We start from the raw sequence: 15,602 nt of genomic DNA, 5'->3' as shown, positions 1-15,602 counted from the left end.
TTGCCGTTTCACTCGCGGCCACGCGGCTCGCGATGAAACGGCAACAGACCCTGCGCCCATTCCGCGACCTTTTGACCCGCATTAGAAATGCTAATCCATCTTATTTAAATTCCGTTAGCCTGCTAATCTTGCCGCCTCTTTCCTGCTCGCCCGGATAATTCACCGATGTTGCCGCACCTGCGCTGCCTGTATCCGCTTCTGGCCCTCGCCTTGGTCGCCTGCGAACAACAACCACGCTTCACTAAAGCAGAGCCTGGCGAAGCCCTCTCTGCCGGTAGCGCCACTGTGCGTAAGGCTGATCAGAATTCCTTCTCCCAGCCGTCGGCCAATCTCGCACCGTCGCGCCGCCTCGATTTCAGCGTCGGCAACAGCTTCTTCCGTAACCCGTGGGTAACCGCGCCTGCCACTACCACGGCGCGCGACGGCCTCGGCCCGCTGTTCAATACCAACGGCTGCCAGAATTGCCATATCAAGGACGGTCGCGGCCACCCACCAGAACCGAATGCGCAGAGCGCGGCATCCATGTTGGTACGCCTGTCGATTCCGGCAGGCAGTGAACATGCCGAGATTATCCGCCGCCTCGGTGTACTGGCAGAACCGACTTACGGTGGCCAACTGCAAGATATGGCCAACCCAGGTATCGCCCCTGAAGGCAAAGTGCGCGTCAGCTACAGCATGCAATTGGTCAGCTTTGCCGATGGCCAGCAGGTCGAGCTACGCAAACCCAGCTTGGAAATCACTCAGCTCAACTACGGGCCGCTGCACCCCGATACGCTGTTTTCCGCCCGAGTGGCCCCACCGATGATAGGCCTTGGCCTGCTGGAAGCCATTCCCGAAGCAGCGATCCTGGCCAATGCCGACCCGGATGACCGCAATGGCGATGGCATCTCCGGGCGTGCCAATCAGGTATGGGACCGCGCTCAACAGCGCACCGTACTCGGTCGTTTCGGCTGGAAAGCCGGGCAACCCACGCTCAACCAGCAAAATGCCGAGGCCTTTGCCAACGACATGGGCCTGACCACCAGCCTGATTGCCCATGACAGCTGCACCGAGGCCCAGCAAGACTGCCGCAACGCCCCCAATGGCGGCGAGCCTGAAGTCAGCGACAACATTCTCGCCAGCGTGCTGTTCTACTCGCGCAACCTGGGCGTACCAGCGCGGCGCGGCGTAGGCACGCCACAGGTGCTCGCCGGCAAAAACCTGTTCTACCAGGCCGGTTGTCAGGGCTGCCATACGCCACAGTTCACCACCGCCGCCGACGCAGCCGAGCCAGAACTGGCCAATCAGACGATTCGCCCCTACAGCGACTTGCTGCTGCATGACATGGGCGCAGGTCTGGCCGACAATCGCCCGGAGTTCCTCGCTAGCGGTCAGGAATGGCGCACGCCGCCATTGTGGGGAATCGGCTTGACGGAAACGGTCAACGGCCACACTCAGTTCCTGCATGACGGCCGCGCCCGCAACCTACTGGAGGCTATTCTCTGGCATGGCGGCGAAGCCGAAGCAGCCAAGCAACAGGTCCTGACTTTTAATGTCGATGAGCGCTCTGCGCTGTTGGCCTTTTTGAATTCGTTGTAAGGAGCCGTAGATGATCCGCTCACCCCTCACCCTTGCCGCGCTCAGCCTGACCCTCGCGGCCTGCAGCCCAAGCAACCCGCAGCAGCAGGTTAGCCGTGCCCTTACCGATGGCGTGATACTGCCAATCTACAGCGCCTGGAGCGAGGCAGATCGGCAACTGGCGAGCAGCGCGCAGGCCTTCTGCAGCGACCAACAGAGCCTGGTCGACGCCCGCCAGGCGTTCGCCAGTGCGCAAAGCGCCTGGGCGGCCATACAACCCGTAGCCATTGGTCCCCTGTCAGAAGGCAACCTTGCCTGGCAGGTGCAGTTCTGGCCGGACAAGAAGAACTTGGTAGCACGTCAGGTTGAGGCGCTGCTTAACAGCAAACCTGCACTGACCTCGGCCGATCTGGATAAATCCAGCGTCGTGGTGCAAGGCCTGACCGCCTATGAATACCTGCTGTTCGATTCGGCAATCGACCTCAACAACGCCGAACAGAAGGCGCGCTACTGCCCGCTGCTGATCGCCGTCGGCGAGCACCAGCAAACCCTATCCGCCAACGTTCTGATCAATTGGCAGAGCAAGGATGGTATGGCCGCACAGCTGAAGGACTTCCCCAATGCGCGCTACGCCGAAGCGCCAGAAGCGGTGGCCGACTTGCTGCGCACTCAGGTCAGCGCCATCGATGGGCTGAAAAAGAAACTCGGCACGCCAATGGGCCGCCAGACCAAAGGCCAGCCACAGCCTTACCAAGCCGAAGCCTGGCGCAGCAAGGCCAGCCTGGCCAACCTCGCCGCCAGCCTGGCCAGCGCCGAGCGCATCTGGCTGGGTGCCCAGCAAGACGGTATCCAGGCCCTGCTCGGCAGCCAACACGATGAACTGAAAGCGCGCATCAATGCGGCCTACAGCGACACCCGCCAGCGCCTGGCCGATGCCAAGCGACCACTCGGTGAGTTGCTCAGCGACGAAGACGGGCGCAGCGAGCTAACCGCGCTGTATGAAAGCCTGAACACCCTGCATCGCCTGCATGAGTCGGAACTGGCGAAAACACTGGGCATTCAACTGGGCTTCAACGCCCATGACGGTGACTAAGGGCTGCCCCGCTTCGCCGCGAGACACCTTAGCGCGTCTCGCGGCACTCACTTGCAATAGCGCAAACCTTGCCTCTCGTGCCTTTTTCGCCCTCAAAAGCTCTGGCACGAGCATGAACGAAACGGGAGCCAATCCTCGTCATGCAGATCAATCGCCGCACATTTCTCGGCCTAGGCGCCGCCGCACTGGCCACCACGGCAATCGCTGCCAGCGCGTTTGGTGGCTGGACCTTGATGCACAACGGCGCGCAGCCGCTGCTGCTTTCGGCACGTAACGACAGCACCGGCAAGCACTTCGCCGTCGGCTACCGGCTGGATGGCAGCCAGGTATTTGCCACCCAGGTCAGTGAGCGCTGCCATGACGTTGTGCCCCACCCGTTCCTGCCGATGGCCCTGTTTGTCGGCCGTCGCCCAAGCACCCAGAGCTACCTGATCGACACCCGCGACGGGCGTCTTTTGCAAGCCCTTAACTCGCCGGCACAGCGCCACTTCTATGGCCACGCGGTGTTCCACAAAGACGGTGAATGGCTCTACGCCACAGAGAACGACACCAGCGACCCCGGCCGTGGCGTACTGGGTGTCTATCGTCTGCAAGGTGAGCAATTGCAGCGCAGCAGCGAGTTGTCGACTCACGGCCTCGGCCCACACCAGCTGCTCTGGCTACCAGATGGTGAAACCCTGGTTGTGGCCAACGGTGGCATCCGCACCGAAGCCGACAGTAGAGTGGAAATGAACCTAAACACCATGGAACCCAGCCTGGTACTGATGCGCCGCGACGGTAGCCTGATCAGCAAGGAGCAGTTGCCGGAGCAGATGAACAGCGTGCGGCATATGGCCGTCGCCAGCGACGGCACCATCGTCACCGGCCAGCAATACATGGGCGAACTCAGCGACAAGGTACCGCTGCTGGCGATCAAGCGCCCTGGCCAGCCCTTTCAGCACTTCCCTGTGGCCGACGCACAACGTCAATTGATGCAGCAGTACACCGCCAGCGTGGCAATCAATAGCGAACAGCGTCTGCTGGCCTTGACTGCGCCGCGCGGTAATCGGGTGTTTATCTGGGACCTGGACAGCACAGAGTTGCGTCTCGATGCACCACTGGCTGATTGCGCCGGCGTTGGCGCCGTAAGCGAGGGTTTCGTCGTCAGCAGTGGTGTTGGTCGTTGCCGCCTGTATGACTGTCGCAACAACAAAATCGCCAGCAGCCCCCTGCAACTACCTGCTGGTTTGTGGGATAACCACCTGCGCTTGGCTTGAAGGGCCAGCGCAGGGCTACGCGCCCCGCTCTTAGTCCTGCAACACACCCGCAGCACGTTAAAGAACGCTGCCGCAGAGCCGATCTATACTCCTGAGTGGCCGCTCACCACGGCCTACCTGATACCAGTCGATAGGGATATTCGCAGTTAGGGCGCAATTAGCGTCACTGGCATCCAGCTCCCACACCCAGGGGTATCGCTATGTTTCTGCAAAAATCCTTACGCGCGCAAATTCTCGCCCTCCTGGGCGGTAGCTTGGCGTTGATTCTGCTTACCGCATTGGCCTGCTTCAGCTTTCTCTCCAGCGGTATGCAGGCTTATCGCGGGCTGATCGAAGGGCCACTGGAAGCATCAGCGCTGATCGATACAACCAACTTAAACTTCAAAACCCAGGTGCAGGAGTGGAAGAACGTCCTGCTGCGTGGCAGCGATCCAGCCCAACTGGACAAGTACTGGGGGCAGTTTGAAGCGCAAGAGCGCAAGGTACAGGACAATCTCGCTCAGCTTGGCAAACTACTCGCAGAAAACCCTGCACTGAAAAACAAAATTGACACCCTACGCAACGAACACCAGAGCCTCGGCAGCAACTACCGCAAAGGCCGCGACGCCTTTCTGGCAGCAGGCGCGGATGCCAAAGCCGGCGACAAAGCCGTCTCCGGAATCGACCGCAACACAGCCCAGCAGCTTGAAGAACTGGCCAACCACCTACACGAACAAGGTCTTCAGCAAGCCACTCAGATTAACGCCACGGCTGAGCGCACCATCGCCCTAGGTACGCTGTTGATGCTCGGTGCGGCTGCGGTCATCGGGATTTTCAGTCTGTGGTTGATCAACCGTAACCTGATCAACCCAATCCGCGAACTGATCGAACATATCACCCAGCTGAGTCACGGCAACTTCGGCCAGCATGTGGCGTCCACGCGCCAGGATGAGCTAGGTAATTTGGCCGTCGCCGCGAATATCCTTCGTGATTTCCTCGCCGACACGTTCACCCGCCTAAAGCGCAGTACTGCTGATCTGGATAGCGCCAGCGGTGAGCTCAACTCGATTGCCACGCTGATGGCGCAGGGTACCCGCGAGCAGTTCTCACGCACCGACCAAGTTGCCACCGCCATGCACGAGATGTCTGCCACCGCCCAAGAGGTTGCGCGCCATGCCGCAGAAGCAGCGAGCGCCGCTGATGCCGCCGACAATGCCGCTCGCCAGGGCGAAACGGTAATGCAAGCCACGATTCAGACCATCACCGACATCCGTAGCGAGATCAGCAACACCTCCGACGTCATCCGCCGCTTGGAAACGGACAGCGGGCGTATTGGCAAAGTGCTTGAAGTGATTCGCGGCATCGCCGAGCAAACCAACCTACTGGCACTCAACGCCGCCATTGAGGCCGCCCGCGCCGGCGACCAAGGTCGCGGTTTTGCCGTGGTGGCGGATGAGGTACGCACCCTGGCGCAACGTACCGCCGAATCCACCGCAGAAATTCACCAGATCATCGACACCGTACAAACCGGCGCAGTAAATGCGGTGCGCGCCATCGAAAGTGGCCAGCAGCGCAGCGAGGCTGGGGTTACTCAAGTCACAGAAGCGGGCACTACCCTGCAGTTGATCACCAGCGCCGTGGAAGCAATTCGCGACATGAACCGGCAGATAGCCACTGCTGCCGAAGAGCAGACCTCGGTAGCCGAAGACATCTCGCGCAATCTCACCGAAATTACCGATATCGCCACGGCCAATCAGCAGCATGTCCAACGTACTGAAAGTGCCGGCAAAAACCTGCACGAACTGTCCGGACAACTGAATGAAGTGACCCAGCGCCTCAGCGCCTAACTCGGTCACAGGCACAGATAAAATGCCAGGAAATGCTGGCATTTTTCTGCAAAAAACCTGTTACCCAGGCCAAACCGCACTTGTAACACTTGCTAAATGAGAACCTTTGACACACCCATTGCGGGGGTCTAATGTTCCCGCCTTGCCTATTCCCAGGCCATTCAACTGCTCTGCCAAGGAACCGGAATATGTTGCTCCGCCGCATGCTGATCATGCTCGGTGCAGTACTCGTCGTGGTACTCGCCTTAGCCGCCTACAAAGGCTTCTCCATCTATCAACAAATACAGATGTTCTCAGCACCGCAACCGGCCATCAGTATCGATGCCGCGACGGCTGAAGAACGCCCGTGGCAAGGCCGACTACCGGCTATCGGTACGCTGAAAGCCTTCCAGGGTGTTGACCTGACGGTTGAAGTCGTCGGCACCGTGCAACAAGTGTTGTTCCGCTCCGGCGAGCAGGTCACCCGACAACAGCCACTGATTCAGATGGACAGCGACGTCGAGCAGGCCAGCCTGGCCACGGCTCAGGCCGAACTGGGCCTGGCCCGCGTTGAGTTCGAGCGTGGCCGCAGCCTGATCAACCGCCAGAGCATCTCCAAGAGTGAGTTCGACCGCCTCTCGTCCGAACTGCAAAAAGCCAACGCCAGCGTTGCCCAACTGCAGGCGCAACTGGCGAAAAAACGCATTCTCGCGCCCTTTGCCGGCACCATCGGTATTCGCCAGATCGATGTCGGGGATTACCTTTCCTCAGGCACCACCATTGCCACCCTGCAGGACCTGAGCAAGCTCTACGTCGACTTCTTCCTGCCTGAGCAGGCCGTGCCGAAACTGGCCATAGGCGAACGCGTGCGCTTTAGCGTGGCCGCTTACCCGGATGAGGTATTCGAGGGCGAAATCGCCGCGATCAACCCCAAGGTCGAAGACACCACGCGTAACGTGCAGGTGCGCGCCATGCTGGTAAATCCAGACAGCAAACTGCTGCCCGGTATGTTCGCCAACTTGGACGTGCTACTGCCCGGCGAGCAAAACCTGATCGTCGTGCCAGAAACCGCCATCACCTACACCCTCTATGGCAATTCGGTGTACGTCATCAATGAGAAGACAGATGAAGACGGCAAGGTCGTCAAAGACGACAAAGGCCAAGCCGAACTGAGCGTCGAGCGCCGCTACGTTGAAACCGGTGAACGCCGTGAGGGCCTGGTGGTTATTCTCAAAGGCCTGAAAGTAGGTGAGCAGGTGGTTTCCGCCGGCCAGCTGAAACTGGATAACGGTGCCCATGTAAGCATCGCCAACGCGCAGGCCAAGCCTAACGTCGAGTAATCGGCAATTGGCGTAAAGGAACTTAGATATGGCTTTTACTGATCCCTTTATCCGTCGCCCGGTACTGGCGACCGTGGTCAGTCTGTTGATCATCCTGCTTGGCTTCCAGGCATTCAGCAAACTAACCATTCGCCAGTACCCGCAGATGGAGAACGCCCTGATCACGGTGACTACGGCTTACCCCGGAGCCAATGCCGAAACCATTCAGGGCTACATCACTCAACCGCTACAGCAGAGTCTGGCCAGTGCCGACGGCATCGACTACATGACATCGGTAAGCAGGCAGAACGTGTCGATCATCTCGATCTATGCGCGCATCGGTGCCAACAGTGACCGTCTGTTCACCGAACTGCTGGCCAAAGCCAACGAGGTAAAAAACCAGCTGCCGAAGGATGCCGAAGACCCGGTACTGAGCAAAGAAGCAGCCGACTCCACGGCGCTGATGTACGTCAGCTTCTACAGCAATGAGCTGTCCAACCCGCAAATTACCGACTACCTGTCGAGGGTCATCCAGCCGAAGCTGGCCACCCTGCCTGGCATGGCCGAGGCCGAGATTCTCGGCAACCAAGTATTTGCCATGCGCCTGTGGCTCGACCCCGTGAAGATGGGTGCCTACGGCGTGACCGCCGGCGACGTCAACGATGCGGTGCGCAAATACAACTTCCTCGCGGCTGCAGGTGAAGTGAAAGGCGAATATGTCGTCACCAGCATCAACGCCGAAACCGACCTCAAGTCCGCAGATGCCTTCGCCGCCATTCCAGTGAAAACCGTCGGCGATAGCCGGGTGCTGATCCGCGATGTGGCACGGGTGGAAATGGGCGCGGAAAGCTACGACTCAATCAGCTCCTTCGATGGCACGCCGTCGGTATACATCGCCATCAAGGGCACGCCCGGGGCCAACCCGCTGGATGTGATCAAAGAAGTGCGCAAGGTCATGCCCGACCTGGAAGCTCAGCTGCCACCGAACCTGAAGGTCTCTATCGCCTACGACGCCACGCTGTTTATCCAGGCGTCCATCGACGAGGTAGTAAAGACCCTGGTTGAAGCGGTACTGATCGTCATCGTGGTGGTGTTCCTGTTCCTTGGCGCATTCCGCTCGGTACTGATTCCGGTAATTACCATCCCGCTATCGATGATCGGCGTGCTGTTCTTTATGCAACTGATGGGGTATTCGATCAACCTGCTGACGTTGCTGGCCATGGTCTTGGCCATCGGCTTGGTGGTGGACGACGCCATCGTCGTGGTGGAGAACATCCACCGGCATATCGAAGAAGGCAAAACACCCTTCGACGCAGCTATTGAGGGCGCACGCGAGATTGCCGTACCGGTAGTTTCGATGACCATCACCCTGGCGGCGGTGTACGCGCCCATCGGTTTTCTCGAAGGGCTTACGGGCGCACTGTTCAAGGAGTTCGCCCTGACCCTGGCCGGCGCGGTGATCATCTCCGGCATCGTTGCTCTAACTCTGTCACCGATGATGTGCTCAAAGCTGCTGCGCCATGAAGAGAACCCGTCTGGCCTGGCGCACAAGCTTGACCAGATTTTCGACGGTCTCAAGCAACGCTATCAACGAGCGTTGCATGGCACCTTGGACACTCGCCCGGTGGTGCTGGTGTTCGCGGTGATCGTCATGTGCCTGATCCCCGTACTGCTCAAGTTCACTAAAAGCGAACTGGCCCCGGAAGAAGACCAAGGCATCATTTTCATGATGAGCAGTTCGCCGCAACCAACCAACCTGGACTACTTGAACAAGTACACCGACGAGTTCGTGACCATATTCAAGGAGTTCCCCGAGTACTACTCCTCGTTCCAGATCAACGGTTTCAACGGTGTGCAATCGGGTATTGGCGGCTTTCTGATGACGCCATGGAACGAACGTGAACGCACGCAAATGGAGATTCTGCCGGAGGTGCAAGGTCGCCTGTCGCAAATTGCCGGCTTGCAGATCTTCGGCTTCAACCTGCCCTCCCTGCCGGGCACCGGCGAGGGGCTGCCGTTCCAGTTTGTGATCAACACCCCGAGCGACTACCAATCGCTGCTGCAGGTGGCGGAAAAGGTCAAAAAACGCGCCGTAGAATCCGGCAAATTTGCCTTCCTCGATGTTGACCTGGCCTTTGACAAGCCGGAAGTGGTGGTGGAAATCGACCGTGAAAAAGCCGCACAGATGGGCGTCTCCATGGAAGACCTCGGCCTGACTCTGGCCAGCCTGCTCGGTGAAGGTGAAATCAACCGGTTCACCATCGACGGCCGCAGCTACAAGGTGATTGCCCAGGTCGAGCGCGCTTACCGTGATAACCCGGAGTGGCTAGGCAGCTACTACGTGAAGAACGAAAGCGGCGCGATGCTGGCCCTGTCGACCTTGGTAAAAGTCAGCGACCGCGCACGCCCGACCCAGCTCAACCAGTTCCAGCAGCTCAACTCAGCGATCATCCAGGGTGTGCCGATTGTCAGCATGGGTGAGGCAATCGAAACGGTGACACAGATCATGCAGGAAGAAGCACCTGCAGGCTTTGCCTACGACTTTGCCGGCGCCTCGCGCCAGCTGGTGCAGGAAGGCAACGCTCTATACATCACCTTCGGCCTGGCACTGGCGCTGATCTTCCTGGTGCTGGCGGCGCAGTTTGAAAGCTTCCGCGACCCGCTGGTCATCATGGTCACGGTGCCGCTGTCGATTTGTGGCGCGCTGATTCCGCTGTTCCTCGGCCTGTCGAGTATGAACATCTACACCCAGGTTGGCCTGGTGACGCTGATTGGTTTGATTACCAAGCACGGTATCTTGATCGTCGAGTTCGCCAACCAACTGCGCCGCGAGAAAGGTCTATCGCGCCGTGAAGCGGTTGAGGAAGCTGCGTCAATTCGCTTGCGCCCAGTACTGATGACCACGGCGGCCATGGTCTTTGGCATGGTGCCACTGATCCTTGCCAGCGGTGCCGGCGCGGTAAGCCGCTTCGACATCGGTATGGTGATCGCCACAGGTATGTCGATCGGCACGCTGTTCACCCTGTTTGTGCTGCCCTGTGTGTACAGCTTACTGGCGCAGCCCGACGCGCCGTCCAAAGAGGCCAAAGCGCACTGACAAAAAGCCCGGCTCTTGAGCCGGGCTTTTTATTGTCTAAACGTGGGTTCCTGCTAGCGTTATCAACCTTGAGAGCGCACTCCCAGGGATAAGCCGAACATAAACAGCAGCAAGTCCTGATCTGGACGTACCGCTTGGCTCGCTCGTATTTGAGGCGGCAACGGGCAATAACCCAGTTGCTCGTTATGAGTGATGACCTGCGGGCTGGCCTCTTGCCAGGCCGCTACCGCGAGCGAAGCCACGCTGAGCGCCGCCACCAAGAACAAACCTCGTGCGATTTCTAACTTCATCACTACAACCTCTTGATCGCGCAGCTGAACACCATGCGCTTAATCTAGATAACTGATAACCCTACCGTCGCAACTCGCGACCAGTGGTCATTATTCGCGGCCTCAAAAGCACCGCCGTACAGATCATCCTGATCAAGGCACCGTTCGTTCAGCCTGGCTTCGAGCAGCCTTGTGCTGAATGGTTCAACCGTTACGCCAATTTTCAAGGTTAATTCTGGTATCACCTGCACTGCCGGTAACAACCGCGAAGTCACTTAATTGCCCATGCGCATCAGCACCAAGCAATATAGAACCAATAGTTTTAAAACCAAGGTAACCGCTAGACCTTCCACCGACAGCGCAAAAAACCGCGTGGTAGAGCACATCCAGGTGAGGTCAAAACAAGAAGCGGCAATGCTGCGTTGCAACACCGCGCAAATTGACAGGCTCCAGTCCGGGAGCACCTATTACACAAAGCAATTGGCGTACCGCTTTGCCGTGCTGGACGGTTATAACGCAGAAAAATGAAAACCCCGTGACAGACACGGGGTTTTCTTTACAACGTGCAAGCTGCCTGGCGGCAGCCTGCTAGGTGCCAGGCTGACTTACATCATGCCGCCCATGCCACCCATGCCGCCCATGTCTGGCATACCGCCACCAGCAGGCTTGTCTTCAGCCACTTCAGCGATCATCGCTTCGGTGGTGATCATCAGGCTGGCGATGGAAGCTGCAGCCTGCAGAGCCGAACGGGTGACTTTAGCCGGATCGAGAATACCCATCTCGATCATGTCGCCGTAGGTATCGGTGGCGGCGTTGAAGCCGTAGTTACCTGAACCTTGCTTGACCTTGTCGACCACTACGCTTGGCTCGCCGCCAGCGTTGGAAACGATCTGACGCAGCGGTGCTTCAACAGCACGACGCAGCAGCGCGATACCGACGTCCTGATCAGCGTTTTCGCCTTTCAGTTCGCTGATGGCTTGCAGAGCGCGAACCAGTGCCACACCGCCGCCAGGTACCACGCCTTCTTCAACGGCTGCGCGGGTTGCGTGCAGGGCGTCGTCAACGCGGGCTTTCTTCTCTTTCATTTCAACTTCGGTACCGGCACCGACTTTGATCACGGCAACACCGCCAGCCAACTTGGCCAGACGTTCTTGCAGCTTCTCTTTGTCGTAGTCGGACGAAGTGTCTTCGATCTGCTTACGAATCTGCAGTACGCGAGACTCGATATCAGCCTGAACGCCAGCACCGTCAATGATGGTGGTGTTTTCTTTGCTGAGGATGACGCGCTTGGCGTTACCCAGATGCTCCAGGGTGGCGCTTTCCAGGCTCAGACCGATCTCTTCGGAGATGACGGTACCGCCAGTCAGCACAGCGATGTCCTGCAGCATGGCCTTGCGACGATCACCAAAGCCTGGTGCCTTAACGGCAGCGACTTTAACGATACCGCGCATGTTGTTCACAACCAGAGTCGCTAGGGCTTCGCCTTCAACGTCTTCAGCCACGATCAGCAGCGGACGGCCGGACTTGGCTACAGCTTCGAGAACTGGCAGCAGCTCACGGATGTTGGAGATCTTCTTATCAACCAGCAGAATCAGCGGGCCGTCGAGCTCGGCAACCATGGTGTCTGGCTTGTTGATGAAGTAAGGGGACAGGTAACCACGGTCGAACTGCATGCCTTCAACAACCGACAGTTCGTTTTCCAGGCCCGAGCCTTCTTCAACGGTGATCACGCCTTCTTTACCGACTTTTTCCATGGCTTCGGCAATGATTTCGCCGATGGAGGTGTCGGAGTTAGCGGAGATCGAACCGACCTGAGCGATGGCCTTAGTGTCAGCGCAAGGCTTGGACAGGTTCTTCAGCTCGGCAACAATGGCGATGGTCGCCTTGTCGATGCCGCGCTTGAGGTCCATTGGGTTCATGCCGGCAGCGACGGCTTTCAGGCCTTCGTTGACGATGGCTTGAGCCAGAACGGTAGCGGTGGTGGTGCCGTCGCCTGCGTCATCGTTAGCGCGCGAAGCAACGTCTTTAACCAGCTGAGCGCCCATGTTCTCGAAGCGATCTTTCAGCTCGATTTCTTTAGCAACAGAAACACCGTCTTTGGTGATGGTCGGAGCGCCGTAGCTCTTCTCGATAACCACGTTACGACCTTTCGGGCCGAGGGTGGCTTTTACGGCGTCAGCCAGAACGTTTACACCAACGAGCATTTTCTTGCGGGCGGAATCGCCGAATTTAACTTCTTTAGCAGCCATGATGGTTATTCCTTAATTCGTTCAAATAGAGCGGAATTCGTAGCGACGTAGCGCTGAAATCAACCTTCAACAACAGCGAGAATTTCGTTCTCGCTCATTACCAGCAGGTCTTCACCGTCAACTTTGATGGTGTTGCTGCCGGAGTAAGGGCCAAATACCACTTTGTCGCCGACTTTAACGGCCAGAGCACGCACTTCACCGCTGTCCAGCACGCGGCCAGTACCTACAGCCACGATTTCGCCCTGGTTAGGCTTCTCGGCAGCGGAACCTGGCAGCACGATGCCACCGGCGGTTTTCTTTTCTTCTTCGCTGCGACGGATTACGACGCGGTCATGCAGAGGACGAAGCTTCATTGTCGATCTCTCCCAATAGATGGTTGTTCGACCGGTGTTTTCACCGGCGGGTTAGCAAAATCCGGCTAGGCCGGTAGCGCTACGCCAGGCGTAACGCTGAAGTCTGATTTGTCTGAGTGACAAAAAACCTTGCGGTGTCCGCTACATAAGGGCGTGCAAGGATATTTCAAGGGCTGAGGGTGAGTTTTTTTACAAACTCACGCGGGTTTTCAGCGTTAGTCGCGGCGCTCGTACTCGCCTTCCAACACATTGGGGCGGACTTGCCCGGAGCGTGCAGCCTGGTCGTCGAAAAAGGCGCGCTGGCGCATGGCCTGCTCCGCAGCACGCAGGCGCACCTTGTTAACCAGCAGACGGCGAGTAAAGGGGATCAGGCAAAGCACGCCGAAGATATCGCTGATAAACCCCGGCAACAGCAGCAGGCCACCACCGACGGCAATCAGCAGGCCTTCAAGCATTTCCTGCTCAGGCAACTCGCCACGGGCAAGCTTCTCACGGGCACGCCAGGCCGTTGCGACACCAGCAACGCGCAGCAAGATACTGCCAATAATTGCACTACCAACAACCAGCAGCAGGGTCGGCAGCACACCGATAGCGCTCCCTACTTGGATCAGCAAGGCTAATTCAATGAATGGGAACAGCAAGAAGAGAAACAGAAAAGCACGCATCAAAGATTCCTTAACGGAAGATCAGCTTCCAGTAAGAGTGAAGTATGGGGTGTTGAGCTGAATTCAAGCTGAAGGCTGACCGTCGGTCGGCCAAACTTCAGCCCGTGCCAGCGCCACCAAGGCCTGACGCACCTCAAGTGGACTGTTACAGGATGTTGGAAAGGCCAGCCAGTACACACCCAGACCGATGCGCAGATGGAAACCTTCACTGTCGATACCGACCAACTCAGCCGGCTCATGGCAGGGTAAACCAGCCAGCTCAACATAGCGGGCGATGGCCGCGGCATGATCGCTATTCATGTGTTCAAGCATGTTGACTTCACTGTCGCCGGCAAAGGGGTTAGCCAACGCCACCTGATCCAGCCAATGAATCGCACCAAATCCGCCGATATAACGCCAACGCACCGGTTCCAACCGCCAGAAATCAAAATCATGGGCCTGGTGATAACCACGTGACTCGGGGAAGTAGCGGTAATAGCGCAGCGCAGCCGCAGCAATCTGCCCATCGTCATCCAATTGTCTTGCGTGCGCGAGTAGCGTAAGCCGACCAACCGCCTGTACATCCTCCGCGCCACGTTCGCCCACCAGCAGCGAACACTTGTTGTCTTGCTTGAGGTTATTGGTGTGCTGAGCAATACGGCTGATCAATATGAGTGGATAGCCTTCGGCGTCCAAACAGTAGGGCACTACTGAGCCGAAAGGGAAACCCGGCATGGCCTTGGAATGGGTGCTGAGCACGCCACGGTATTCCTTGAGCAGCAATTCTCGGGCATGCTTGCCGGCTTTCACGCTCACCTTATGACTCCTTGCATAGAATCCGTCACAAACGGACAGGCGTTTAAAAAACTGATTACAGCGCCCGCAAGGTTACACCGAAGACCCGTTGATGATCTCGCAAATGGCCATTGAGCATGCACGAATGGCCTACACAGCTGAGCTCAACGTGGTTCTAACTATTGAGGGATACGCAATGCAGCTCAAAGATAAAGTCATCATCATCACTGGCGGCTGCCAGGGCCTGGGCCGCGCCATGGCGGAATATCTGGCAGAAAAAGGCGCGAAACTGGCGCTGGTCGACCTGAACCAGGAAAAACTCGACGAGGCCGTGAGCGCCTGCAAGGCCTTGGGCGTAGAAGCCCGTGCCTACCTGTGCAACGTCGCCGATGAAGAGCAAGTCACCCATACCATCGCCCAGGTTGCTGAAGACTTCGGCGCGATCAATGGCCTGGTCAACAACGCCGGCATCTTGCGTGACGGCCTGACCATCAAGGTCAAGGATGGCGAAATAACCAAGCTGAGCCTGGCCCAGTGGCAGTCGGTAATCGACGTCAACCTGACCGGCGTGTTCCTCTGCACCCGCGAAGTGGCGGCGAAAATGATTGAGCTGAAAAACGAAGGCGCAATCATCAATATCTCCTCGATTTCACGCGCCGGGAATATCGGTCAGGCCAACTATTCGGCCGCCAAGGCCGGCGTAGCCGCTGACACCGTGGTTTGGGCCAAGGAGCTGGCGCGTTACGGCATTCGTGTCGCTGGCGTTGCTCCGGGCTTTATTGAAACAGAGATGGTTGCCAGCATGAAGCCGGAAGCGCTGGAGCGCATGACCTCGGTCATCCCGCTGCGGCGCATGGGCAAACCAGCCGAAATCGCTCACTCGGTGGCCTACATCCTGGAAAACGACTACTACACCGGCCGCATTCTGGAGCTAGACGGTGGCCTACGCCTGTAATCGCAGGCAAACGGATTGACGTCGCCTGAAGCCGCCTGCCATAAATAGCGGGCAATAAAAAGCCCGCTCAGGATGCTCTGAAGTAGCCCTGTATTTCCGGTCGACTTCAGCCCTTGCTGATTTTTAAAACGGCAACTGACCAAAAAACGATCAGTATCTCGCATATTTCAGTGTTTTTAGCCGCTGCGAACGCTTCGCAGCGGCTATTCC

Annotated in this window: 13 protein-coding genes; 8 read left to right on the top strand and 5 right to left on the bottom strand. The window is 58.0% G+C overall.

The features are described 5' to 3' along the window. The first annotated feature begins 165 nt into the window (after positions 1-165). The 6 genes from VCA57_RS06605 to VCA57_RS06580 all read left to right on the top strand — a co-directional run bounded on the left by VCA57_RS06605 (position 166) and on the right by VCA57_RS06580 (position 10,127). Complete coding sequence (locus tag VCA57_RS06605; RefSeq protein WP_411184172.1) at positions 166-1,578, top strand: di-heme oxidoredictase family protein; 1,413 nt, start codon at positions 166-168, stop codon at positions 1,576-1,578. A gap of 10 nt (positions 1,579-1,588) precedes the next feature. Next, positions 1,589-2,650, top strand: coding sequence for an imelysin family protein (locus VCA57_RS06600; RefSeq protein WP_411184171.1), 1,062 nt, complete (start codon positions 1,589-1,591; stop codon positions 2,648-2,650). A gap of 146 nt (positions 2,651-2,796) precedes the next feature. After that, positions 2,797-3,906: a DUF1513 domain-containing protein gene (locus tag VCA57_RS06595; RefSeq protein WP_411184173.1), complete on the top strand. Its 1,110-nt coding sequence runs from the start codon at positions 2,797-2,799 to the stop codon at positions 3,904-3,906. A gap of 200 nt (positions 3,907-4,106) precedes the next feature. Further along, positions 4,107-5,732, top strand: a complete 1,626-nt coding sequence (locus VCA57_RS06590) for a methyl-accepting chemotaxis protein (protein WP_411184170.1) — start codon at positions 4,107-4,109, stop codon at positions 5,730-5,732. Between the two features lie 188 nt (positions 5,733-5,920). Beyond that, a complete protein-coding gene (locus tag VCA57_RS06585) occupies positions 5,921-7,051 on the top strand; it encodes an efflux RND transporter periplasmic adaptor subunit (protein ID WP_411184169.1) in 1,131 nt (376 codons plus the stop codon). A 28-nt stretch (positions 7,052-7,079) separates the two neighbouring features. Beyond that, positions 7,080-10,127, top strand: a complete 3,048-nt coding sequence (locus VCA57_RS06580; protein ID WP_411184168.1) for a multidrug efflux RND transporter permease subunit — start codon at positions 7,080-7,082, stop codon at positions 10,125-10,127. Between the two features lie 62 nt (positions 10,128-10,189). On the opposite strand, the gene VCA57_RS06575 is transcribed toward VCA57_RS06580, so the two are convergent. Beyond that, positions 10,190-10,417: a hypothetical protein gene (locus VCA57_RS06575; protein WP_411184167.1), complete on the bottom strand. Its 228-nt coding sequence runs from the start codon at positions 10,415-10,417 to the stop codon at positions 10,190-10,192. A gap of 264 nt (positions 10,418-10,681) precedes the next feature. On the opposite strand from VCA57_RS06575, the gene VCA57_RS06570 reads away from it, so the two are divergent. Beyond that, positions 10,682-10,924, top strand: a complete 243-nt coding sequence (locus tag VCA57_RS06570; protein ID WP_411184166.1) for a hypothetical protein — start codon at positions 10,682-10,684, stop codon at positions 10,922-10,924. 77 nt (positions 10,925-11,001) lie between these two features. Here VCA57_RS06570 and groL read toward each other — a convergent pair whose 3' ends face one another. From groL to VCA57_RS06550, 4 genes are all read right to left on the bottom strand, one after another. Beyond that, on the bottom strand, positions 11,002-12,645 hold the full coding sequence (groL, locus tag VCA57_RS06565) for a chaperonin GroEL (protein WP_411184165.1): 1,644 nt from the start codon (positions 12,643-12,645) through the stop codon (positions 11,002-11,004). Positions 12,646-12,704: 59 nt separating this feature from the next. Beyond that, on the bottom strand, positions 12,705-12,998 hold the full coding sequence (locus VCA57_RS06560) for a co-chaperone GroES (protein ID WP_411184164.1): 294 nt from the start codon (positions 12,996-12,998) through the stop codon (positions 12,705-12,707). 215 nt (positions 12,999-13,213) lie between these two features. Then, positions 13,214-13,663, bottom strand: a complete 450-nt coding sequence (locus VCA57_RS06555; protein WP_411184163.1) for an FxsA family protein — start codon at positions 13,661-13,663, stop codon at positions 13,214-13,216. A gap of 63 nt (positions 13,664-13,726) precedes the next feature. Beyond that, the gene (locus VCA57_RS06550) at positions 13,727-14,458 is read right to left on the bottom strand and encodes a HugZ family protein (RefSeq protein ID WP_411184162.1); all 732 of its coding nucleotides are present in this window, start codon (positions 14,456-14,458) and stop codon (positions 13,727-13,729) included. A gap of 175 nt (positions 14,459-14,633) precedes the next feature. Between VCA57_RS06550 and VCA57_RS06545 the strand changes: the two genes are divergently transcribed. Next, positions 14,634-15,392 carry an SDR family oxidoreductase gene (locus VCA57_RS06545; RefSeq protein ID WP_411184161.1) on the top strand — a complete coding sequence of 253 codons (759 nt, stop codon included), beginning with the start codon at positions 14,634-14,636 and terminating at the stop codon, positions 15,390-15,392. The last annotated feature ends 210 nt before the right edge of the window (positions 15,393-15,602 follow it).

It is taken from the genome of Pseudomonas sp. (assembly GCF_046581935.1).
Taxonomy (GTDB): domain Bacteria; phylum Pseudomonadota; class Gammaproteobacteria; order Pseudomonadales; family Pseudomonadaceae; genus Aquipseudomonas.
This window is presented reverse-complemented; position numbering and strand designations above follow the sequence as displayed.

What these genes read in the sequence shown, in the direction of transcription:
- VCA57_RS06605 (WP_411184172.1), top strand. Translation starts at nt 166, where the DNA reads ATGTTGCCGCACCTGCGCTGCCTGTATCCGCTTCTGGCCCTCGCCTTG.
- VCA57_RS06600 (WP_411184171.1), top strand. Translation starts at nt 1,589, where the DNA reads ATGATCCGCTCACCCCTCACCCTTGCCGCGCTCAGCCTGACCCTCGCG.
- VCA57_RS06590 (WP_411184170.1), top strand. Translation starts at nt 4,107, where the DNA reads ATGTTTCTGCAAAAATCCTTACGCGCGCAAATTCTCGCCCTCCTGGGC.
- VCA57_RS06585 (WP_411184169.1), top strand. Translation starts at nt 5,921, where the DNA reads ATGTTGCTCCGCCGCATGCTGATCATGCTCGGTGCAGTACTCGTCGTG.
- VCA57_RS06580 (WP_411184168.1), top strand. Translation starts at nt 7,080, where the DNA reads ATGGCTTTTACTGATCCCTTTATCCGTCGCCCGGTACTGGCGACCGTG.
- VCA57_RS06575 (WP_411184167.1), bottom strand. Translation starts at nt 10,417, where the DNA reads ATGAAGTTAGAAATCGCACGAGGTTTGTTCTTGGTGGCGGCGCTCAGC.
- VCA57_RS06570 (WP_411184166.1), top strand. Translation starts at nt 10,682, where the DNA reads ATGCGCATCAGCACCAAGCAATATAGAACCAATAGTTTTAAAACCAAG.
- groL (WP_411184165.1), bottom strand. Translation starts at nt 12,645, where the DNA reads ATGGCTGCTAAAGAAGTTAAATTCGGCGATTCCGCCCGCAAGAAAATG.
- VCA57_RS06560 (WP_411184164.1), bottom strand. Translation starts at nt 12,998, where the DNA reads ATGAAGCTTCGTCCTCTGCATGACCGCGTCGTAATCCGTCGCAGCGAA.
- VCA57_RS06555 (WP_411184163.1), bottom strand. Translation starts at nt 13,663, where the DNA reads ATGCGTGCTTTTCTGTTTCTCTTCTTGCTGTTCCCATTCATTGAATTA.
- VCA57_RS06545 (WP_411184161.1), top strand. Translation starts at nt 14,634, where the DNA reads ATGCAGCTCAAAGATAAAGTCATCATCATCACTGGCGGCTGCCAGGGC.